General features: G+C 69.9%; 15 protein-coding genes. 5 read left to right on the forward strand and 10 right to left on the reverse strand.

Going from position 1 to position 22665, the window contains the following annotated elements; all coding sequences use genetic code 11:
• Nucleotides 1-9 precede the first annotated feature (9 nt).
• The 6 genes from ACAG20_RS01950 to ACAG20_RS01975 form a co-directional block, all read right to left on the reverse strand.
• Nucleotides 10-5832 (reverse strand): PE family protein, encoded by a 5823-nt coding sequence (locus ACAG20_RS01950; RefSeq protein ID WP_370491337.1) that lies wholly within the window; start codon nt 5830-5832, stop codon nt 10-12.
• Between the two features lie 230 nt (nt 5833-6062).
• On the reverse strand, nt 6063-7502 hold the full coding sequence (locus ACAG20_RS01955) for a VWA domain-containing protein (RefSeq protein ID WP_112686520.1): 1440 nt from the start codon (nt 7500-7502) through the stop codon (nt 6063-6065).
• Nucleotides 7503-7513: 11 nt separating this feature from the next.
• Nucleotides 7514-8422, reverse strand: coding sequence for a MoxR family ATPase (locus ACAG20_RS01960; protein ID WP_112686522.1), 909 nt, complete (start codon nt 8420-8422; stop codon nt 7514-7516).
• Nucleotides 8423-8440: 18 nt separating this feature from the next.
• The gene (locus tag ACAG20_RS01965; protein WP_112686524.1) at nt 8441-9694 is read right to left on the reverse strand and encodes a glutamate-5-semialdehyde dehydrogenase; all 1254 of its coding nucleotides are present in this window, start codon (nt 9692-9694) and stop codon (nt 8441-8443) included.
• Nucleotides 9695-9753: 59 nt separating this feature from the next.
• Nucleotides 9754-11118, reverse strand: coding sequence for a mechanosensitive ion channel domain-containing protein (locus ACAG20_RS01970; RefSeq protein WP_370491338.1), 1365 nt, complete (start codon nt 11116-11118; stop codon nt 9754-9756).
• On the reverse strand, nt 11115-13307 hold the full coding sequence (locus tag ACAG20_RS01975; RefSeq protein ID WP_370491419.1) for an adenylate/guanylate cyclase domain-containing protein: 2193 nt from the start codon (nt 13305-13307) through the stop codon (nt 11115-11117). The genes ACAG20_RS01970 and ACAG20_RS01975 overlap by 4 nt, the downstream gene beginning before the upstream one ends.
• 61 nt (nt 13308-13368) lie before the next feature.
• Here ACAG20_RS01975 and ACAG20_RS01980 point away from each other — a divergent pair, with 61 nt between their 5' ends.
• Entirely contained in the window at nt 13369-14229 is an 861-nt protein-coding gene (locus ACAG20_RS01980) for a ribokinase (protein ID WP_370491339.1), read from the forward strand.
• A 46-nt stretch (nt 14230-14275) separates the two neighbouring features.
• On the opposite strand, the gene ACAG20_RS01985 is transcribed toward ACAG20_RS01980, so the two are convergent.
• Nucleotides 14276-15019: a methyltransferase domain-containing protein gene (locus tag ACAG20_RS01985; RefSeq protein WP_370491340.1), complete on the reverse strand. Its 744-nt coding sequence runs from the start codon at nt 15017-15019 to the stop codon at nt 14276-14278.
• A gap of 15 nt (nt 15020-15034) precedes the next feature.
• A complete protein-coding gene (locus ACAG20_RS01990) occupies nt 15035-17101 on the reverse strand; it encodes an NAD(+) synthase (RefSeq protein ID WP_370491341.1) in 2067 nt (688 codons plus the stop codon).
• Between the two features lie 58 nt (nt 17102-17159).
• On the opposite strand from ACAG20_RS01990, the gene ACAG20_RS01995 reads away from it, so the two are divergent.
• The 3 genes from ACAG20_RS01995 to ACAG20_RS02005 all read left to right on the forward strand — a co-directional run bounded on the left by ACAG20_RS01995 (nt 17160) and on the right by ACAG20_RS02005 (nt 19834).
• On the forward strand, nt 17160-17699 hold the full coding sequence (locus tag ACAG20_RS01995) for a cysteine hydrolase family protein (protein ID WP_370491342.1): 540 nt from the start codon (nt 17160-17162) through the stop codon (nt 17697-17699).
• A gap of 4 nt (nt 17700-17703) precedes the next feature.
• A complete protein-coding gene (locus ACAG20_RS02000; RefSeq protein ID WP_370491343.1) occupies nt 17704-18552 on the forward strand; it encodes a Sir2 family NAD-dependent protein deacetylase in 849 nt (282 codons plus the stop codon).
• 91 nt (nt 18553-18643) lie between these two features.
• Nucleotides 18644-19834: an MFS transporter gene (locus ACAG20_RS02005; protein WP_370491420.1), complete on the forward strand. Its 1191-nt coding sequence runs from the start codon at nt 18644-18646 to the stop codon at nt 19832-19834.
• Nucleotides 19835-19888: 54 nt separating this feature from the next.
• On the opposite strand, the gene ACAG20_RS02010 is transcribed toward ACAG20_RS02005, so the two are convergent.
• Entirely contained in the window at nt 19889-21148 is a 1260-nt protein-coding gene (locus ACAG20_RS02010) for a cytochrome P450 (RefSeq protein ID WP_370491344.1), read from the reverse strand.
• Between the two features lie 105 nt (nt 21149-21253).
• On the opposite strand from ACAG20_RS02010, the gene ACAG20_RS02015 reads away from it, so the two are divergent.
• Complete coding sequence (locus tag ACAG20_RS02015; protein WP_370491345.1) at nt 21254-21889, forward strand: TetR/AcrR family transcriptional regulator; 636 nt, start codon at nt 21254-21256, stop codon at nt 21887-21889.
• A gap of 8 nt (nt 21890-21897) precedes the next feature.
• Here ACAG20_RS02015 and ACAG20_RS02020 read toward each other — a convergent pair whose 3' ends face one another.
• On the reverse strand, nt 21898-22659 hold the full coding sequence (locus ACAG20_RS02020; protein WP_370491346.1) for a PE-PPE domain-containing protein: 762 nt from the start codon (nt 22657-22659) through the stop codon (nt 21898-21900).
• Nucleotides 22660-22665 lie beyond the last annotated feature (6 nt).

Consider the following 22665-nt stretch of genomic DNA (forward strand, 5'->3'; position numbering starts at 1 on the left):
AGCCGACCATCATGCGGGCGGTGGCGGCGTACCGTCGGCGCCTTCGGCGCCGTTGCCGCCGGGGGTGGTCCCGGCGCTGCCGCCGGAGCCGGTCCCACCACCGTCGGTCCCGGTACCCCCGGTACCGCCGCCACCGACCGCACCCCCGGCGCCACCGGCGCCGCCGTGGCCGCCGACGCCGCCGAGCGCGGCATTGGTGGCGTCGCCGCCGGCGCCCCCGTCTCCGCCGTCGCCACCGTCTCGGCCATTGCCGCCGTTGCCGCCACTGCCGCCGCCGGTGCCGTTGACGCCCGCACCGCCGGTGCCGCCAGCACCGCCGCTGCCTCCGGCACCTCCGGTGCTACCGGTACCGCCATCGCCACCGTTCCCGGTGCCCCCGGCGTTGCCGCCGGTGCCGCCGGTCGCACCGTACCCGGCGGTACCGCCGCTACCGCCCTGGCCGCCGTCACCGCCGAAGCCGGTCCCAGCCGCCGCAGCGCCTCCGGTGCCACCAGCTCCTCCGGTGCCGCCAGAGCCGCTGGAGCCCGCGTTCCCGCCGGCCCCGCCGTCGCCGGTCGCGGCCACCGTGGTGCCAGTCGAGTAGCCCCCGGCCCCGGCTCCCCCAGCGTCGCCACCGAAGCCGCCGGTGCCGCCAGCGCCCCCGGTGCCGGCCGCTTGGCCGCCGCCACCGGCGTTGCCCTCACCGCCGATGCCGCCGCGACCGCCGGCCGCGCCGTCACTACCGGCGCCGCCGTTGCCGCCGAGCCCGCCGTCGCCGGTGAGCGAGTTACCGCCAGTGCCGCCGGCCCCGCCGGCGACCGGGAAGTAGGCGTGGTAGTCAGCGCCACCGCCGTGGCCGCCTGCTCCGCCGTTGCCGGCGATGTGGTTGGCGGAGGCGTCGCCGCCGTTGCCGCCGTTGCCGCCGGCGCTGTTGGCCCCGGCGTCACCGGCGTCACCACCGCTGCCACCGGTCCCGGATCCGGCCGCGTTACCACCGTTGCCGCCGCCGCCGCCATCACCGCCGATGCCACCGTGGCCACCGGTGCCACCGTTGGTGCCCGCAACGCTCGCCGTGGCATCGCCGCCGTTGCCGCCATTGCCACCGGCGCCAAGAGCGTCGCCGCCCGCGCCGCCGCCCCCGCCAGCCCCGCCGTCGCCTGTCGCGCCGAGGGCATTGCCGCCGTTACCACCGCTACCGGCCCAGCCGCCGCCCGGACCGAAGCCGCCGGCGCCCGCGGTGCCCGGTGCGCTGGCGGCGTTGCCGCCGTTACCGCCGACCGCGCTGGTGTCACCGCCGTCACCGCCGCCGCCGCCGTCACCGCCGTCGCCGGCCACGGAGTCACCACCGTTGCCGCCCTTGCCGCCGGTGCCGGCCAGGCCCGCGACCCCGCCGTCGCCGCCGTTGCCGGTACCGGTGGCGTTCCCGCCGTTGCCGCCGTTACCGGAGCTTCCGCCGGCGCCCCCGTCGCCGCCGTCACCACCGGTGCCGGTACCCCAGGCCTTGCCGCCGTCGCCGCCGGTGCCGCCGACAGGGAAGGGTCCCATCGGGGAGGTCGCACCGCCGTTGCCGCCGGCACCGCCGTTGCCGCTGGCGTTGGTGGCATCGGAGCCGGTGCCGCCGTTACCGCCGTTACCCGTGGCACCGCCGTTGCCGCCGGTGCCTCCGTTGCCGGAGCCGAGGGCGTCGCCGCCCGTACCGCCGTTGCCGCCATATCCGGCCCAGCCGCCGTTGCCGCCGTCCTGGCCGGGGCCGTTGGCGCCGGAGTTGCCGGCCGAGCCGGTACCGCCGGTACCGCCGGTGCCGCCGTTGCCGCCGAGGCCGCCGTTGCCGGTGCCCGCGCCATCACCGCCGGTACCGCCGGCGCCGGCAGCGCCGCCATTGCCGCCGCCGTGTCCGGCGGTGCCGGCCGCCGCCGGACCGCCGTTGCCGCCGGCACCGCCGTCACCGCCGTCACCGGCGTCGCCCCCGGTGCCCTGGACAGACACGTCACCGCCGTTGCCGCCGGTACCGCCTCCGGCACCCTGCGAGCCTTCGCCGGTGATCGAGTTGAAGCCGGTGTCACCACCGTCGCCGGCGTCGCCACCGGTACCGCCGGTTCCGGTCGCCGTGGCGCCACCGGCACCGCCGTTGCCGCCGCCGCCGCCGAAGCCGTTCACGCCGCCGTTGCCGCCGGACCCGCCGTCACCGCCGCCACCGCCGTTGCCGGTGGTGGTGGCACCGCCGTCGCCACCCTGAGCGCCCGGGCCCGCGTTACCGGTGCCGAATCCGTTGCCGCCGGACCCGCCGTCACCGCCGTCACCGCCGTTACCGGTAACCGCGGTCCCACCCTGGCCGCCGATGCTGCCGCCGGTGCCGTTGCTGTTGCCCGCGGTGCCGCTGCCGCCGTTGCCACCGTCACCGCCGTTCCCGCCGTTACCGGTCGTGGTGTTGCCGCCGGCGCCGCCCGCGGCGCTGGCCCCGGCGACACCGCCGGCGCTGGCACCGCCGGACCCGCCGTTGCCGCCGTTGCCGCCGTTGCCGGTAACTGCCGTGCCGCCGGCGGCGCCTATCTGGCCGCTACCGCCGGCGGCCTGGTTGAGGCCGTTGCCGCCGGACCCACCATTGCCGCCGTTACCGCCGTTACCGGTTCCGATATTGCTCCCGCCGACGCCGGCGCCGCCGCCACTGCCACCACTGCCGCCGGCGCCGGTACCGAGCCCACCGTTACCGCCGTTACCGCCGTTACCGGCGTTGCCGTGGATGCCGGACCAGGTGATGGCGCCGCCGGCGCCACCGGTGCCACCGGCGCCACCGGTACCCACGCCGCCGTTGCTGAAGCCGTCGCCGGTGCCGCCGTTGCCGGCATTACCGCCATTGCCGGCGTTACCGGGGCTGAACCCGTCGTTGCCGCCGCCGTTGCCGCCATCACCGCCCTGGCCGCCGGCGACGCCACCAAGGCCGCCGTCGGCGCCGTCGCCGCCGTTACCGGCGTTACCGTGGCCGACAACGGTGATGGCGCCGCCGTCACCGCCGCTGCCGCCGTTACCGCCGGTGGCCCCGCCGTTGTCGCTGCCGCCCAGGCCGCCGTCGCCGCCGTCGCCGGCGTTACCGTAGTTGGCGGAGTTGCCGCCCTTACCGCCATCGCCGCCATTGCCGCCGTTAGCGCCCACCGTCGGTAGGCCTAAGGCGTCACCGCCGTCACCGCCGTTACCGGCGTTGCCGATCGTGGTGTTACCACCGTCCCCGCCGTCGCCGGCGTTCGCGCCGTTGAAGCCGGTCCCGCCGTTGGCGCCGTCACCGCCGTTACCGTTTTGGCCCAGGGTCCCCCCGGCACCGCCGTCACCGCCGTCACCACCGTCACCGGCATCGTTACCGGTCCCGGTGTTGTCCGCACCCACCGCGCCGTTACCGCCGTTACCGGCGACATGCGAGACCGCGCCGGCGCTGCCGTCGCTGCCGCCGTGCTGACCGTGAGTACCGGCCGCACCGCCGGTGGTGCCGGCGTCCCCGCCGTTACCGCCGCTGCCGCCGTCACCACCCGGGGTGGCGTTGGTGGCGCCGTCCCCACCGTTGCCGCCCGCACCGGCGTTCCCGCCGTTGCCGCCGTTGCCGCCGATCCCGAGCCCGCCGGTGAGGTTCGTGACCGGAACGCCGCCGCCATCACCGCCGTGTCCACCGGCTCCGCCGATACCGCCGTCGCCGCCGTCGCCGCCGTCATCACCGGTACCGGGCTGCCCGTTGGCGCCGGTCCCACCGGTGCCACCGGTACCACCGTCACCGCCGTTGCCGCCGTGGCCGCCGGAACCGGCCAAGGTGCCGGCCACACCACCCTGACCGCCGTCACCGCCCTTACCGCCGGTGCCGCCCGGCATGCCGTTGCCGTTGGAGAACACTCCGCCGGTCACACCCTGGAAGCCGTCACCGCCCTCGCCGCCGGTACCGCCGTTGCCGTAGGTCCCGCCGGTACCACCGTCACCGCCGTGGCCGCCATCGAGATGCGCAGCGTTGCCGGCGGCACCGGCACCACCGGCACCACCGTGTGCCAGGCCCGGTGTCGGCACGCCGCCGTCGGCGCCGTCGTTACCGGCACTGCCGCCGATGCCGCCGGTTCCGGCAGCGCCACCTTGACCGCCGTTACCGGCAACGGTGCCCGGCGTGCCGGCATTACCGCCCTGGCCGCCCGACCCGTCGCCGTACTCCCCGTTGACACCCCAGATGCCGGCCGCGCCGTCGCCGCCGTTGCCGGCCGCGCCGGCATTACCGCCGGCACCGCCGTCACCGCCATCCCCGTTGAGACCGTCGCTGTAGCCGACCGCCTGGGCTTGGCCACCATTACCGCCGTGACCGCCGGCACCACCGTCGAACCCGGCGCCGCCGCTACCGCCGTTTCCACCGGCCCCGTTGTTGACCCCGGACACACCGGTGGTGCCGGTGGAGCCCTGAGCACCGTTGGCGCCGGCACCACCGACACCGCCGGCACCGCCGTTGCCACCGTTGCCGGCCTGTGCGCCGCCCGTACCACCGTTACCGCCGGCGCCACCGTTGCTGCCGTCGCTGGCCACCCCGCCCGCGCCGTCACCACCGGAGCCGCCGTTGCCGCCGTTGCCGGTGGCTCCGCCGTCACCACCGTTACCACCGGTGCCGCCGTCGACGTTCGGGTTGGAACTGGCGAGACCGTCGCCACCGTCGCCGCCGTTGCCGGAGGTGGTCGTCGCGGTGCCGGCGTGGCCAGCGGCGCCCGCCGTGCCGAAGATGCTGCTGCCGGCGCCGGCAGTGCCTGCGCCACCCACGGTGCCGGCGTCGCCGCCGTCACCGCCGTTACCGCCGTTGAGGTTCCCGACGACACCGTCGGCACCGTCGCCGCCGTTACCGCCGGCGCCGTTCGCACCGCCGTCACCGGCCGCACCACCGGTCCCGAACATGAACCCGCCGGAACCACCGCTGCCGCCCTTGCCGCCGTTTCCGCCGTCAGAGCCGTCGGTTCCCGCGCCCACACCATTGCCCAGATCCACCCCGGCAACACCGTGATCACCGGCTTGACCGGTCGCGCCATCACCGCCGACGCCACCCGCGCCGCCGTGCGCGAAGAAGGAGAACTGACCGGCGTTGCCACCGGCACCACCGGCACCACCGTCGACGTGCGCGGAGCCGGCGAGGCCGTCACCACCGGCGCCACCGTCGCCACCGTTACCTGAGAACATGCCACCCGCGCCGCCGGCGCCACCGGCGCCACCGTCGGAGCCGTTACCGCCTGCGCCCCCGTCACCCCACATGTTGGCGTCACCACCGTCGCCACCATCGTGGAAGCCGTCACCGGCGGTGTAGCTGTAGCCCGCGCCACCGTTGCCGAACAGCCAACCGCCGTCCTGGCCGTCCGGGTCGGCGGCCGTGCCGGCCAGACCGTTGCAGACGAACCCGCAGCTGTCGGCGGAGGCCCACGCCGCACCCAGCGGGTTGAGCAGGTTGGTGTCGACCCAGTCGCCGAGCTGGGTGCCGATCCAGTTGGTGCTCACCCAGGAGTTGACGTCGCTCATGAACGAGTTGAAGGCAGCATCCAGCCCGAACGGGTCCGCGGTTGCGGTTCCCACGGCGGTGGCGTCGAAGGCCGCAGCGTCGAACAACGACGACCAGGCCGCCGGGTCGACGAAGGAACCCCAGTCGATGCCGTCGTAGGGCAACGCCCACGTCGAGGGGTCGAACAGGTCGGCCAGCCCGAAGTCGTCGGCCCGGGCCTGCGGTGCGTACGCCAGCGGCGTCATCCCGAACGCCAGAAACGCACTTACCGCCGCGCCGGCACCGCCGACGCGGCTCGCGCGACGTGCCTTGCCCTTACGTGCCGAGTTCCGCTTCGCACTGCGGTTGCTGTCAGCCATCACACGACCTCCCCGTTGAACAACGAGATGCTTAAGACTCGCTAAGACGCCTTAGGCTATTTCGATGCTCTGCGGGGTTCATAGAGTAATGAACTACTCTAGTTTCTCGCAGAAAGGTCACTTACTTGCTCGTTTGAGGTGCGCGGGGACGGCGGGTTGAGGTGAGCGTGCACAGTTGCACGGCCCGCCCGGCGTGTTGCCGGACAAACACGCACGTTCGCGATTTGGGGTCAGACCGGCAATAACTGGTCGATCACCGCAGCCAACTGCTTTGCCGAGCGACATTCATGCATGGTGATGACATCGGTATACCGCGGCACCGCGGAGTCGCCGCTGCCCCAGAGGTGGCGGGGCTCGGGGTTGAGCCAGTGCGCATGCCGGCTGGCGGTCACCAGATGCGAGAGCACACCCACCCCGGGATCGCGGTAGTTGGTGCGGCCATCGCCCAGCACCAGCAGCGAACTGCGCGGTGACACCACACTCGGATATTTCTCGGCGAACGAGACGAACGCGTTGCCGTAATCGGAGTGGCCGTCACGGGTGTACACCCCGGACTCGCGGGTGATCCGCTGAATGGCCACCGCCAGGTCGGCCTCGGGCCCGAACAGGTGCGTGACCTCATCGGTGGTGTCGATGAACGCGAACACCCGAACGCGGGAAAACTGTTGGCGCAGTGCATGTACCAACAGCAGAGTGAAGTGACTGAACCCGGCCACCGATCCGGACACGTCGCACAGCACCACCAGTTCCGGCCGAGCCGGGCGAGGCTTGCGTAGCACCACGTCGATCGGCACGCCTCCGGTGGACATCGAGCGCCGCAGCGTCTTGCGCAAGTCGATGGTGCCGGCGCGCGAACGTCGCCGTCGCGCGGCCAGTCGGGTGGCCAGGGTGCGAGCCAACGGGGCCACCACGCGGCGCATCTGCCGCAGCTGTTCACCGGAAGCGCGCAGGAACTCGACGTTCTCGCTCAGTTGCGGGATGCCGTACATCTGCACATGCTCGCGGCCCAGCTGTTCCGCGGTCCGCCGCTTGGTTTCGGCGTCGACGAGCTTGCGCAGCTGCGCGATCCGCTGGGCTGCAACGGCTTTGGCGATCTGCTCCTGAGTCGGACTGGGCTCGTCCCCGTAAGGCGCAAGCAGTCCGGCCAACAGCCTGCCCTCCAATTCGTCGAGCTCGAGCGCCTTGAGTGCCTGGTAGGCCGAGTACGACGGGCCTCGGCTGGAGCGGTACTGCCCGTAGGCGCCGACGATCGCGGCGATCATCGCCGACAACCGTGCGTCGGTCTCGGCCAGGTCGGGGTTGGCGGTCAGCAAATCGACCAACATCGCGCGCAGCTGTTCGGCGTCTTCCGGCAGCGGAATGTCGTCGGCCGACTGCGGTTCGTCCGAAACGACCACGGTCCGGCCACCCAACGCGGCGGGAAACCACAGGTCGAACATGGCATCGTAGGTGTCGCGGTGATCGGGCCGGCGCAGCACCGCGCACGCCAGGCCCTCACGCAACACCTCGCGATCAGCGAGCTCGAGCGCGGCCAGCACTCGTCCGGCGTCGACGGTTTCCGACGGCCCCACCGAAATCCCCTGGCCGCGCAGTGCTTCGACGAACCCCACCAGGTGACCGGGGATACCGTGCGGGGCCAGCGGATGCGGCGGGCGGATGCGGCGAACCATCTACTGCACCATCAGTTCAGTCGCAGTTCCCCTGATGCGCGCACCTGGTCGGACTGGTGCTTGAGCACCACCCCGAGGGTGGCCGCAACGGTGGCGTCGTCGATGGTGTCCATGCCCAGCGCCAACAGCGTCCGTCCCCAGTCGATGGTCTCGGCCACCGAGGGCAGCTTCTTGAGTTGCATGCCGCGCAGCACGCCGATGATGCGCACGAGTTCGGCGGCAAGGTGTTCGGGCAGCTCGGGTACGCGGGACAGCAGGATGCGCCGCTCCAGGTCCGGGTCGGGGAAGTCGATGTGCAGAAACAGGCAGCGCCGCTTGAGCGCTTCGGACAGTTCCCGGGTGGCATTGGAGGTCAATACCGTGAACGGCGTCCGGATCGCGGTGATGGTGCCCAGTTCCGGAACGGTGACCGCGAAGTCGCTGAGCACCTCCAGCAGCAGGCCCTCGATCTCGATGTCGGCCTTGTCGGTCTCGTCGATCAGCAGCACCGTCGGCTCGGTGCGCCGGATCGCGGTCAGCAGTGGGCGCGACAGCAGGAACTCCTCGGAGAACACGTCCATCTTGGTGGCGTCCCAGTCACTGCCCTGATCGGCAGCGTTGCCGGACTGAATACGGAGTATCTGCTTGGCGTGATTCCACTCGTAGAGCGCCCGGGCCTCATCGACGCCCTCGTAGCACTGCAGCCGCACCAGCCCGGCGCCGGTCGCCGCGGCTACCGCGCGGGCCAGCTCGGTCTTGCCGACTCCGGCCGGGCCCTCCACCAGCAGCGGTTTACCGAGCCGGTCGGCCAGGAAGACCGCGGTGGTGGTGGCGGTGTCGGCCAGGTAGCCGGTCTCGGCCAGCCGTCGGGCCACGTCGTCGATGTCGGTGAACAACGAGGCGTGCCGGGCCGGGGTGGCGGGTATGCCGGGCTTTTCCATGCGAGGGTATGGCTCCTTTTAGACGGGACGGGTGTGACCGTCGCCCCACACGATCCATTTGGTCGATGTCAGCTCCGGCAACCCCATCGGGCCGCGGGCGTGCAGCTTCTGGGTGGAGATTCCGATCTCGGCGCCGAAACCGAACTGCTCGCCGTCGGTGAACGCCGTGGAGGCATTGACCATGACCGCCGCGGCGTCGACCTGCTCGCTGAAGCGCTGGGCGGCGGCCATGTTGCTGGTGACGATGGCCTCGGTGTGACCGGTGCCGTATTCGTTGATGTGGTCGATGGCGTCCTCGAGCCCGTCGACCACCGAGAGGGCGATGTCCATCGCCAGGTATTCACGGCGCAGGTCGTCCTCGCCCGCGGCCGCGTCGGCGTCCCCGTGCACCGCAACCCCGGCGGCGGTCAACGCGTCGACCAGCCGCGGCACCGCGGAGCCGGCGATGGCCCGGTCGATCAACAGCGTCTCGGCGGCGTTGCAGACGCTGGGCCGCCGTGTCTTGGAGTTCAACAGCACCTCTTCGGCGATGTCGAGGTCGGCCGCCTCATGGATGTAGACGTGGCAGTTGCCGACGCCGGTCTCGATGGTCGGCACCAGCGCATCGCGCACCACGGCCTCGATCAGCCCGGCCCCGCCGCGCGGGATCACCACGTCGACCAGTCCGCGGGCCTGGATCAGGTGGGTCACGGTGGCGCGGTCGACCGCCGAGAGCAACTGGACGGCGTCGGCGGGGAGGTCCTCGTCGGTCAGCGCCTTGCGCAGCACTTCGACCAGGGCCCGGTTCGAATGCGCCGCTGACGAGCTGCCGCGCAACAGCGCGGCGTTGCCTGACTTCAGCGTCAGGCCGAACGCGTCCACGGTGACGTTGGGCCGGCCCTCATAGACCATGCCCACCACGCCGAGCGGAACCCGCTGCTGACGCAGCTGCAGCCCATTGGGCAGGGTGTAGCCGCGCAGCACCTCGCCGACCGGGTCGGGCAACCCCGCGACCTGGCGCAGGCCCGCAGCGATCCCTTCGACGCGCTGCGGGTTCAGCGCCAGCCGGTCGAGCATGGCCTCCGGAGTGCCGGCGGCCCTGGCCGCGGCCAGGTCTTCGGTGTTGGCGGCCAGGACATCGTCGGCATGGGCCAGCAGCGCATCGGCCGCGGCGTTCAACGCACTGTTCTTGGCCACCGTGGACAACGAGGTCAGCGCGCGGGAGGCGATCCGAGCCCGGCGGGCGGCGTCGTGGACCTCTTGGCGCAGGTCGGGAAGTACGGGCACGCTCATCGATCCAGGGTATCGGCGAACGGTGGATCGGGCGAAACGGCCCCATTCTGGCGGCGGCGCTAGGCTGGCGCCGCGCGACGCTGGTCGATGATCCGGCCCAACTCCTGCAGCAACAGCGGCTTGGCCATCACCAGCTCCTCGATGTGGTCGCGGCCGATCACCACCGCGGTCACTTCCTCCAGTGCTCGGGCATCGAACTGGCTGGCCTGCCGGGTCAGCGTGGTGACCCCGAGAAAGGCGCCGTGGCGCAGTGTTGCGCTCGGCACCGCCGGGTCCTCGGTGGTGAGCCGGACACTGCCCTCGGTCAGGAAGATCATCGCGGTCGGCACATGCCCGGCCTGCTCCAGGACTTCATCCGCGCCGTAGCGGACCACCACGGCGTAGGGCGCCACGGCCTGCTGGTCGGCATCGGTCAGCCGCAGCGCAGGCGCCACCACCGTGCGCAGCGCCTCGGCAACCCGCTCGGGTGTCGAGAACACGTCGTCGGAGTCGTCGAGGTGCAGCCCCTCGCGGCGGGCGGCATACCAGAGCCACCGCAGGAAGGTGGCCTGCGCAGGACCGTCGTCAGCCGGGGAGTCGAGGGCGATCGTGGTCCGGTATTCGCCGCCGCCGAGTGCCACCGAACCGGGCGCCTCGCCGGTGGTACGCAGCGGCAGTGCGGTGGCGACCCGCGACAGCAGCGCGCACACCCGGTCTGGCGGGTCGGAGACCGCGAACGTCGTCGTGATCGACACCCGATGCGCACCACCGGACCGGCTGACGTTGGTGAACGACGTGCTCGCCAGCACCGAGTTCGGGGTGACCTGCAGGCCGCCGGCGGTGCTGATGTGCACCGCCCGCCAGTTCACCTCGACGACGCGGCCGCGCGCGGTCGGGGTGGACAGCCAGTCGCCGATCCGGAACGGCTGCTCGAACAACATGAACAGCCCCGAAACGATCTGACCGACCGAATTCTGCAGCATCAGGCCGATGACCACCGAGGTCACGCCCAGCGCGGTGAACAGACCGCCGATCTTGGCGCCCCACACGTAGGACAGGATCAGCGCCAGACCGACACCGATCAGCAGGAAGCGGGCGACATCGATGAAGATGGTCGGGATCCGGCCTCGCCAAGAGCCTTTCGGGGCACTCTGGAAAAAGGTGACGTTCAGCCCGGACAACAGCAACACCAGCAGCACGAAGCCGAACAGGGTGTAGATGACCCGCACCGTCGGGTCCTGCGCCGGTACTGCGGCCACCTGCCCCAGCACTATCAGCAACGCGCCCAGCGGCAGCAGGTAATTCCGCACCAACGCCACCGGCCGGGCCAGGTAGCTGCCCCTGCGGGTCAACGCCACATGCCATTCGGTCAGCAGGATCAGACCGGCGGGAAACCCGGCGGCCACGCCGACCGCCCAGTAGAACCACGGCCCGAAGATGTTCACGTGGGCTCCGCCAAGCGCCAGACCTGCTCTTCGGTGTCACCGATGGCCACGGTGCCGGCCGGGGTGAACTCCGCGCCGCCGCCGAGCATGTCGCGCACCGCCCCGGTGACGTAGATGCCGGATTGCGGTGTACCCCTGCGTAACTGATAGGCAAGGTTGACGGCCGATCCCCACAGGTCGTAGGTCACCCCGGATCGGCCCACCAGACCGCTGACGACTTCGCCGGTGTTGACACCGGCCCACAGGCTCAGCCGGCGGCCGGATTTGACGTTGAACCGGTCGACGATGCGCTGCATCTCGCTCGCGAATTCGACGATGCGGTGCACGCCGTCCAGCCGCGGGGTGGTCAAACCGCAGCCGGCAAGGTAGCCGTTGTACATGGTTCGAATTCGTTCGACGCCAACGACTTCGGCCGCCGCATCGAATTGCCGAACCAGTTCGTCGACGATCGTCACCAATTCGTTCGCGGCAACCTCGCCGGAGAGCTGGTCGATCCCCTGCAGTTCGGCGTAGACGACGCTGACGTTGTGGTGCTCTTCGGCGATGGCCTGCTCACCGCCGCGGTAGCGCTGCACCACCGACTCCGGCATCAGCGACAACAGCAGCTCGTCGTTCTGCTTGCGCTGTTCGTTGAGCAGTTCCTCCTTCGTCCGCAGGCTGCGGCCCATGTCGTTGAAGGCCTTGGTGAGATCGCCGATCTCGTCAGCCGTTCCGCTGGGTACCGCGGCGCTGTAGTCGCCGGCACTGATCCGCTGGGCGGCGGCCTGCAGCCGTCGGATCGGCCGCAGGAAAAGCCGCGCCAGCAGCATCGCCAGCACACAGATGGCGATGATGACCCCGGTGGTGGCCAGCACCACCCGCTTGCTGAACGAGGTGACCCCGGCGTACGCGTCGGAGTAGTCCCTGGTCGCCAGGATCGACCACTGTAGATCCGAGTTGGGGATGGTCAGCGGCGCGTACGCGGCAAGTTCACGGTTGCCGAGGTAGTCGTATCCGGTGTTGAGCGTGCCGGTCTGGCCGCGTTGCGCGGCACGCAGACCCGGGGAGCCCACCGGCTGAACCAGGGTGGTGGTCCCCAGCTTCAGCGCCTTGTCCACCGTGGCGACCGGCGTACCCGCCGCCACCGCTTCGCGGCGGTACCGCTCCGGGTCCTCCAGAAACAGCCGCGAATCGGAGCGCATCAGGTCGTCGGGTCCGGCCAGATAGGTCTCGGTGGTGCGCCCGACCTGGGCGGCCTTCCAGTCACGGTTGGCGGTCATGATCCGATTGACCTTCGCGCTGGGCAGCGGCAGGGCCAGCACCCCCTCGACGGTGCCCTTGACGCCGACCGGCGACACCAGCCAGGCGGTCGGCGTGTCCAGGTTGGGTTGATAGGGCTGGTAATCGGTGATCCAGACGAAGTTGACCGCGTTGGAGGCCAGCGCCTTACGGTAGGCGTCACGCAGCACGGATTCGCGGTAGGGGCCGGTCAGCACATTGGTGCCCAGGTCCACGCCCTTGTTCACGGAGTAGACCACGTTGCCCCTGGTGTCCAGCAGCAGCGCATCCAGGTACTCGTTGCGCTTGACGATCTCCGTGAAAAAGCTGTTGAATTCGGCGTTTGCCGCGGACCAGGCGCTGCCGTCGCCGGCGTCCTCGGGCTTCTCGGATTCCCCGGTATAGCCGGCGGTGTAGTGCGCCTGCAGGTAACGCTGCGCGGTCGACGCCGGCAGCAGCGCGGCGATGTCCGCCCGCTCCCCGGTCCGCTCGGTCAGCTGCTCGATGAAGTTGTCGCGGTAGTGGCTGACGATCGCACGTTGCTGCTCGGGAGTGACTGTGGCGCGGGCAAGTTCGTCGAAGCCCGCGGTGAACGCGTGGAGCGCGCCAGCGGCCGTCGCTCCCCCGCTGAAGATGATCAGCGAACTCGTCATCTCTGCGAACAGGCTCGAGACCGCTCGGTGCTGCGCCTCACGGGCCTGTACCAGCTTGCTCGTGGCCGAACGTTGCAGTTCGGCTGCGCCGTACTGGAACTCGACGAAGCCCACCACACCAACCGACACGATGCTGGTCAGCAGCAGGATCAGCATCAGTTTGGTCTGGATGCTGAGCCGAGACGGCAGCCACCGGCGCCGTCGCTCAACGTTCACGGTGTCGTCCGTGGCTGCCGACGGTGCCGAGTCCACCCGGCCGCTCCCTTCCCCGGTTACCAGACGGTTCCCCACCCTAAGGGATGCGCGACATTACGAGGTCGCGAATGCGAAGCTGGACAGCATGGTGGCGCAGCTGTGCGTGGTGGGCAGTGTGAATCTGGATACCGTGTTCACGGTGGCTGCGCTGCCCGCCCCCGGCGAAACGGTCCTCAGCTCGGCGCCGAGCAGCCACCCCGGCGGCAAGGGAGCCAACCAGGCGGTGGCGGCCGCGCGTGCCGGCGCCGACGTCTCGTTCATCGGCGCGGTGGGTGACGATGACGCCGGTCTGCGGTTACGCCGGCACCTGGAGGACAACGGGGTCGGCACCGGCGGATTGACGACCGTCGCGGGTCCCAGCGGATCGGCGGTCGTCACGGTGGATCCGGCCGGGGAGAACACCATCGTGGTGGCGCCGGGGACCAACAGCGCGCTGACGCTGGACGCCGGCCAGTGCGAGCTGATCACCAGGGCGCACGTGGTGCTGCTGCAGCTGGAGATTCCGATCCCAACCGCCACCGCAGCGGCCCGAGCCGCGCGCCGGGCGGGGGCGACCGTGATCGTCAACGTCTCCCCGGTCGGTGAAGACCTGACCGAGCTGGCGGAGCTGATCGATGTGGCGGTGGTCAATGAGACGGAATCGGCGCGGTTCAGCCGTCCGGTACCGCATCGGGTGGTCACGCTCGGAGCGCGCGGCGCCCGCTACAGCGGGGCTGATGGCATCGTCGAGGTGCCGGCACCGGTGGTGGCTGCTATCGACACCTCCGGTGCCGGCGACGTCTTCGCCGGCGTGCTGGCAGCCGAGTGGCCCAACGGCAAGGCACATGCGCTGCGGCTTGCCTGTGTGGCCGGGGCACTGGCGACGCTGGTTCCCGGCGCCGGCGATTGCGCCCCGACCGCCGCGGCGATCGAAGCGGCGCTGACGACCGGCCAACCCGGTCGCTGAACGCCCGGTCGGCGTTCGGCGCCGCCGGGTAGTCGCGGTCAGCGGGTCAGATCCGCTTGGCACGCACCCACTGAATGGTTCCGTAGTTCCTGGCCCGGACGCTGGTGAAACCGTGGCTTTCGAGGATGTCGGCGATCTCGTCGTCGTGGAATACCCGTGCACCGGCCTTGGGCAGCAGCCGCCACATCCGGGAGGCCGATCCTGCGGTGGGCACCATGAGCGCGATCCGGCCGCCGGGCTTGAGCACCCGCCCCATCTCGGCCAGCGCCACTGCCGGATCGGGGATTAGCTGCAGCACGGCAATTGAGACGACCGCGTCAACGGTGTTGTCGCGCAGCGGCATTCGCTGCGCGTCGGCTCGCAGAAACGCGGTCTGTGAGCCGGCCTGCACCCGGACCGCCCGCGCCAGCATCGGCTTGGAGACGTCGATACCCAACGCCAAACCGTCGGCGCCCACGGCGCGGGCCAGCGAGGCCGTGATACTGCCCGGGCCGCAGCCGACGTCCAGCGCCACCCCGCCGGCCGGAATGTTGAGCCAGTCGATCGGGTGCTGCCAGGCTTCGAGCAGCCGGCGGCCCAACGCCTGGGCGTTGTCGTAGAACAGCGACCCGAAGGACGAGGCCCACAGCTTCTGGATGGCACCGGTGTTCTGCGGCGCGCCCGCCTCCCCCGCCCCGTCGAGTAGGTCGAGATAGCCGCGGCTGACCTGCGGATCGGTGGGCGGGTCGGCGAGCAGCGTCATGGTCCGCTGCAACCCCGGTGGCAGCGGAAACCGTCGAACCTCGGCCATCGTCGGTGCTCCTCACTACCCCGCCGGGATCTCCCGTTCGATCTCGTCGAGCCAGATCCGCGCCGACATGTCCGACGGGGCCCGCCATTCCCCTCGCGGCGACAGCGAACCACCGTGGGAGACCTTCGGCCCGTTCGGCAGCGCCGAGCGCTTGAACTGGCTGAACGAATAGAACCGTTGCGCAAAGACTTTGAGCCAATGCCGGATGTCGGCCAGCGAATACACCACTCGTTTGTCCGCCGGGTACCCGGGCGGCCAGGACCCCGCGGCCGCGTCATGCCAGGCGTGCCAGGCCAGGAACGCGATCTTGGCCGGCGAGAACCCGTAGCGCAGCGCCTGAAACAGTGCGAAGTCCTGCAACGAGTAAGGCCCCACCTTGTCCTCGCTGCGCTGAATCTCCTCGGCTCCGTCCGGGCCCAAGGCCGCCGGCACCAGTTCCGGGCTGATCTCGGTGTTGAGCACCGAGGCCAGTACCGCGCACACCTCGGCGTCGAATTCACCGGAGTTGATCACCCAGCGGATCAGGTGCTGGATCAGCGTCTTGGGCACCCCGCCGTTGACGTTGTAGTGCGACATCTGATCGCCCACGCCGTAGGTGGACCAGCCCAGCGCCAACTCCGACAGGTCACCGGTGCCCAGCACGATGCCGCCGCGCTGGTTGGCGATCCGGAACAGGTAGTCGGTGCGCAGCCCGGCCTGCACGTTCTCGAACGTCACGTCGTAGACGGCTTCACCGCGAGCGAACGGATGGCCCAGCTCGGCCAGCATCAGCCTCGCGCTGTCGCGGATGTCGATCTCGGCGAAGGTCACGCCCAGCGCCCGGCTCAGCGCGGCTGCGTTGGCCTTGGTGCGCTCGCCGGTGGCGAAGCCGGGCATGGTGAACGCCAGAATGTCACTGCGCGGCCGGTTCTCCCGATCCATGGCCCGCGCGGCGACGATCAGGGCGTGGGTCGAATCGAGTCCACCCGACACCCCGAGCACCACCTTGGGATAGTCCAGGGCGCGCAGCCGCTGCTCTAAGCCGGACACCTGGATGTTGTAGGCCTCGTAGCAATCCTGTTGCAAGCGCTGGGGATTCGACGGTACGAACGGGAACCGCTCGACCACCCGGCGCAGCCCGATGTCCCCGGAAGGCGGGTCCAGCGCGAACTCCACCCGCCGAAAGGACTGCACTGCGTCGCGGTGGTGGCGGCGGTTGTCGTCGAAGGTGCCCATCCGCACGCGCTCCGAGCGCAGCAGGCCGAGGTCGACATCGGCGACCGAGCGGCGGGCGCCGGTGGGAAAGCGTTCGCTGTCATCGAGCAGCGTGCCGTTCTCCCAGATCATCGTCTGGCCGTCCCAGGCGAGGTCAGTGGTCGACTCCCCCTCCCCGGCGGCGGCGTAGATGTAGGCGGCAAGGCATCGCGCCGACGCCGACCGCGCCAGCAGGCAGCGATCCTCGGCGCGCCCGACGGTGATAGGGCTGCCGGAGAGATTCGCCAGCACCGTCGCGCCGGCCAGCGCGGCCTGGGCGCTGGGCGGCACCGGCACGAACATGTCCTCGCAGACCTCGACGTGCAGCACGAACCCGGCCAGGTCGGTCGCGGCGAACAGCAGGTCCGGACCGAACGGCACCTCGAGGCCGCCGAGCCGGATCATCCCGCGTTCGCCGGCACCGGCGGCTAACTGGCGCCCCTCATAGAACTCCCGGTAGGTGGGTAGATATGACTTCGGCGCCACCCCGAGAATGCGCCCGCGGTGGATCACCACGGCGGTGTTGTAGACCCGGTGGGCATAGCGCAGCGGCGCCCCCACCACCAGCACCGGCAGTAGCGGCTTCGAGGCCGCAACCACCTCCAGCAGCGCCGTCTCGACAGCGCCGAGCAGGCTGTCCTGCTGCACGATGTCCTCGATGGAGTATCCCGACAGCGTGAGCTCGGGAAAGACGGCCAGCGCGACGCCGTCGTCATGGCATTCCCTCGCCAGGCGCAGCACCGACTCGGCGTTGGCGGCCGGGTCGGCGAGCGTGGTGCGGTGGGTGCAGGCGGCAACCCGCGCGAAGCCATGCCGGTAGGCGTTGTAGAAGTCCCCAGAATGCGCCATGGCCTCCCATTCTCGCCCCGATGGTGTCAACGGGCAGCTTTCGGGTATCACCAGGGCCATGAGCGATACCGCGGTGGCCGTCATCGACATGCTCAACGCGTACCGGCATCCCGACGCGGCACAACTGGCCGACAACGTCGCGAAGATCGTCGAACCGCTGGCCGACCTGGTCGAACGCAGTCGAGCCGACGGGCGGGTCGACCTGATCTACATCAACGACAACCACGGCGACTTCACCGCCGGATTCGCCGACATCATCGGGTCGGCGCTGGAGGGCGCACGCCCCGAACTGGTTCGCCCCATCGTGCCGAGCGCCGGCGATCGGGCGATGACCAAGGTGCGACACAGCGCCTTTTATTCCACGCCGTTGGAGTACCTGCTGGGCCGGCTCGGCACCCGGCGGCTGATCCTGACCGGGCAGGTCACCGAACAGTGCATCCTCTACACCGCCCTGGACGCCTACGTTCGGCACCTTCCGGTGGTGATACCGGTCGACGCCGTCGCCCACATCGACGCCGCGCTGGGCGATGCGGCACTGGAGATGATGTGCCGCAACATGGCTGCCGAACGGTCGACTGCCGCACAGTGCCTACGCTAGCCGGATGGGCGGCGCCGAACCGACGGTCTGCGACCTGCTGACGCTGCTGGCGGGCCGGTGTACGGCGGTGCTCACCGGAGCCGGCATCTCCACGGACTCGGGCATTCCCGACTATCGCGGCCCCGATTCCCCACCGAGTAACCCGATGACGATCGCCCAGTTCACCGGCGACCCGGTTTTCCGTCAGCGCTACTGGGCGCGCAACCATCTCGGCTGGCGACACATGGCCGCCGCCGCCCCCAACGCCGGGCACACCGCGCTGGCCGCCCTGGAAGCGGCCGGCGTCGTCACCGGGGTGATCACCCAGAACGTCGACCTGCTGCACACCCGCGCGGGCAGCCGCCGTGTCATCGACCTGCACGGCAGTTACGCGACGGTGGTCTGTCTGAGGTGCGGGACCACCATGAGCCGGGCTTCGCTGGCCGAGCAACTGGAGGAGCTCAACCCCGGATTCATAAGCCGAACCGGGCCGCTCGGCGCCATCGCGGTGGCCCCCGACGCGGACGCCGTCGTGACCGACACCGCATCCTTCCGCTACCTCGACTGCCACGCCTGCGGCGGGATCCTCAAGCCGGACATCGTCTACTTCGGCGAGAGTGTTCCCCAAGACCGCGTTGCCCAGGCGTATTCCGTTGTCGATGAGGCCGAGACGTTGCTGGTGGCGGGATCGTCGCTGACGGTGTTCTCCGGCTACCGATTCGTCCGCCATGCCGCGGCGCGCGGTATCCCGGTCGCCATCGTCAACCGTGGGCCCACTCGCGGCGACGGGCTGGCCGACGTCAAATTCGACGGCGGCTGTTCGGCGACACTGGCCGTACTGGCCGCTGAGCTTGACGCCGTTTCGGTGCGTTAGCGCCCGGCGAATAGGGCAGGATGTCCCGGTGAAACAGCGCCTCACCTCCGATCAGCGCAACTCTTTCCTGGCCGCCCTGCTGGGGTGGTCGATGGACGCCTTCGACTACTTCATCGTGGTGTTCGTCTACGCCGATATCGCCAAGACCTTCGGCCACACCAAAACCGAGGTGGCGTTTCTGACCACCGCCACGTTGGCGATGCGTCCGGTCGGGGCGCTGCTGTTCGGCCTGTGGGCCGACCGGGTGGGCCGCCGGATACCACTGATGGTGAACGTGATCTTCTACTCGACGGTGGGGTTCCTGTGCGCGTTCGCGCCGACCTTCACCGTGCTGGTGGTCCTGCGCCTGCTCTACGGCATCGGCATGGGCGGCGAATGGGGCCTGGGCGCTGCGTTGGCCATGGAGAAGATTCCCCCGGAGCGACGCGGCTTCTTCTCCGGGCTGCTGCAGGAGGGCTATCTGTTCGGCTACCTGGCCGCCAGCCTGGCCTCGCTGCTGGTGAACGACTGGCTGGGATTGTCCTGGCGCTGGTTGTTCGGGCTGTCCATCCTGCCGGCGTTGATCAGCTTGTTGATCCGCTATCGGGTTACCGAATCCGAGGTGTGGCAGGCCACCCAGGACCGGATGCGGGTGACGCGCACCAGGATTCGCGACGTGTTCACCGACGCCAAGGTGATCCGGCGATTCTGCTATCTGGTGTTGTTGATGACGGCGTTCAACTGGATGAGCCACGGCACGCACGACATCTACCCGACGTTTCTGAGCTCGGACGACGGCGCGGGGCTGTCTCATGTCACGGCGAAGTGGATCGCGGTGATCTACAACATCGGCGGCATCATCGGCGGGCTGATCTTCGGCTCGCTGTCGCAGCGGTTGGGCCGCCGCTACGCGATCATCTGGGCGGCGGTGATGGGCCTGCCGATCGTGCCGCTGTTCGCGCTATCGCAGAGCGCGGGGATGCTGTGCCTGGGATCGTTTCTGCTCCAGGTCTGCGTGCAGGGCGCCTGGGGGGTGATTCCGGCGCACCTGACCGAGATGTCACCGGACGCGATCCGCGGCTTCTATCCGGGCGTGACCTATCAGCTGGGCAATCTGCTGGCGGCATTCAACCTGCCGATCCAGGAGCATCTCGCGGCCGCGAACGGCTACCCGTTCGCCCTGGTGGTCACGGTGGTGCCGGCGCTGGTCGCCGTCGTGGTGCTGACCGCGGTCGGCAAGGACGCCACCGGCCGCAGGTTCGGCACCGACCACCTCACCCCAAACCCCGCCGAGCAGACGTGAAAGCCCCCTTTTGCGGGTCGATTTAGGGGCTTTTGCGTCTGCTCGCGCCCAGAATCAGAACGTGCAGGGCATGGCGCGGACACCGTGGATGAAGTTGCCGGGCACGTAGGACGGCTCGCCGGCTTCGATCCCCGGCAGTTGGCGCAGCAGTTCGCCGAAGATGGCACGCAACTGGGCGCGGGCCACGTGGGTGCCCGGACAGAAGTGCGCACCGCCGCCGCCGAAGCCGACGTGATGATTCGGATCGCGGCTCAGGTCGAATCGGCTCGGATGGTCGAAGACCGTCTCGTCGCGGTTGCCCGACGAATAGAACATCACCACTTTCTCGCCGGCCCGGATCAGCTGACCGCCCAGCTCGATATCGGTGGCAGCGGTGCGCCGGAAGGTCATCACCGGCGTGGCCCAGCGGATGAACTCCTCGACCGCCGTGCCGATGCGGTTGTCGAAGTCTTCCAGCAGCCACGCCCGCTGCTCCGGAAAGTCGGTGAGCGCCTTCATGGCATGACTGGTGGCTTGCCGGGTGGTGTCGTTGCCGGCCACGCACAACAACACGAAATACGCAGCGACCTCGCCGTCGGTGAGCCGGTCACCGTCCACTTCGGTGGTCACCAGGCTGCTGATCAGATCGTCGCTGGGGTTCTCGCGGCGTTCGGCTGCCAGCGTTCCGACCAGCTGATGCAGGTAGCCCTGGGCCTCGAATAACGCCTGCAGCGGGTTGCGGCCGTTGAGGTGCACCTCGTCGGCCCACGACACCGCGGTGTCGGCGGCCTCGGCCACCCGCTCCCGCTCGGACGGCGGAATGCCGACCATGTCCGAAAGCGTGCGCATCGGCAGTTCCTTGGCGCAGTACTCGACGAAGTCGACGCCGCTACCGGCGGCCTTGAGTTCGGTGACGATAGCCGCGGCATTGGCCTTGATCGAATCCTCGATGCGACGAACCTGCCGGGGTGTCATCGCGCTGCTGGTCAGCTTGCGCAGCTTGGTGTGCCGCGGTGCGTCCATGGCCAGGAAGGACTGCGACGCCTCCAGCAGTTCCTCGGGGATGTTCTCGAACAACACCCCCTTGCCGGACAGGAACGTCTGGTTGTCGCGGCTCACCGCGACGATGTCGGCGTGCCGGGTCACCGCCCAGTAGCCGGGATCGGCCGGGTCGGGCATCAGGGCGTCCTCGACGGGGGGATGCCAGCTCACCGGACGCTCGGCGCGCAATACGGCGAAGGCTCGTTCCCGGTCTGCGGCAGAGGTCGACCAGAAGGCTCGCGACGACAGATCGATCGGGTCGTAGCTGCGGGTGGACAGTGACGGTGCTGACATGGACGCCCCTTTGCTATGACGACGATCACCGGCTGGTTTGCGCCAACGCTACGTCTAGACAGATTGTCTAGTCAAGATGTCCGTTTCGCCGCTACGCTGGTCGGCATGGCATCGGTGACCCGGAAGCCCCCGACCAGCCGACAACAACGGCGCGAGGAGATCGAGCGTCGGCTGCTCGACGCCACCGAGCGGCTGATGGGCGAAGGCACCAGTTTCACCGAACTCAGCGTGGACCGGCTCGCGACCGAGGCAGGAATGTCGCGCGCCAGCTTCTACATCTACTTCGAGGACAAGGGCCATCTGCTGCGCCGGCTCGCGGGCCAGGTGTTCGGCGATCTGGCCTCGGGGGCCGAACGCTGGTGGCAGGTGGCAGCGCGTCGCGATCCTGATGATGTCCACGCTGCGATGAACGCGATCATCGCCAGCTACCGCCGACACCAGCCACTGCTGATCGCACTCAGTGAGATGGCCGGCTACGACCCGCTGGTGGCGGCCACCTACCGGGAGTTGCTGACCGGCATCTCAGCCCGGGTGGCCCGGGTCATCGAGGACGGCCAGGCCGACGGTTCCATTCGCCGCGCACTACCCGTCGCGGCCACCGCCAGTGCACTGACCTGGATGGTGGAGCGGGCCTGCCAGCAGAACCTACCCGTGCAAGACTCCAACTACGACGCTGAACTCTCCGCTGCGCTGACCGAGATTGTCTGGGGCGCACTGTATCTGAATCCAACGAGCCGATAGCTCGGGCGCTACAGCGCGACTCGGCCGGGCCAGGCCGAGCGGTCATAGCAGTTCTCGATCTGCTGACGCTGCCGGTTCCGCTGGATGGGCGACAGCGCCGTGAAGCGGCAGATCGGAGGTACCCGCGTCGGGGAGAACACGTAGGTGATGTTGCCGCGGTGGACACGGACGTTATCGGGGCTGTCGATGTCGAGCCGGAAGTAGTTGTTGTGGACAGTCAGCAGACCCAGCAACGCGTTGACGACTGCACGTGATTTCACCTGTGCGGCAGGTAGATTGGGGAAGTCAGCCATGCCGTCGTACTGACGGCAGACGTCGGTCACCGGGAACGGGGTGGCCGCCGGCACGCCCACACCGCCGTAATCGGGCAGCGTCATGAACTTCACCAGTTTGGGATCGGCCCGGTAGATGCCGTGGAACGGCTGCTCGGGATTGGCCAACAGCAGAAACGACACCTTGTCGACGGGGACTGTCGAGGTCGCGCCACGCTCGCGCAGCCACTTGCAGGCAACCTGCGCCCCCATGCTCACGCCGTAGACCAGCACGTCATCGGCAGCGGGGTGGCCGTCGAAGTGCGCGGTCAGCATGTCGTCGAGGGCCTGCACACCTCGTTCCACCGCCCGGACCGCCGGGACATACCGCAAGCCGTCGACGTAGGTGTTGGGGTACTTGACGTTCCGGATTCTCTTGCCCCTGGTGACAGCACCGCGGCACATGAACCGCAGCAACCCGCTCCATCCGGCGCCGTCGATGGTGAAAACGGTACCCATGCCGGT

Source organism: Mycobacterium sp. pW045 (assembly GCF_041287085.1).
GTDB lineage: Bacteria > Actinomycetota > Actinomycetes > Mycobacteriales > Mycobacteriaceae > Mycobacterium > Mycobacterium algericum_A.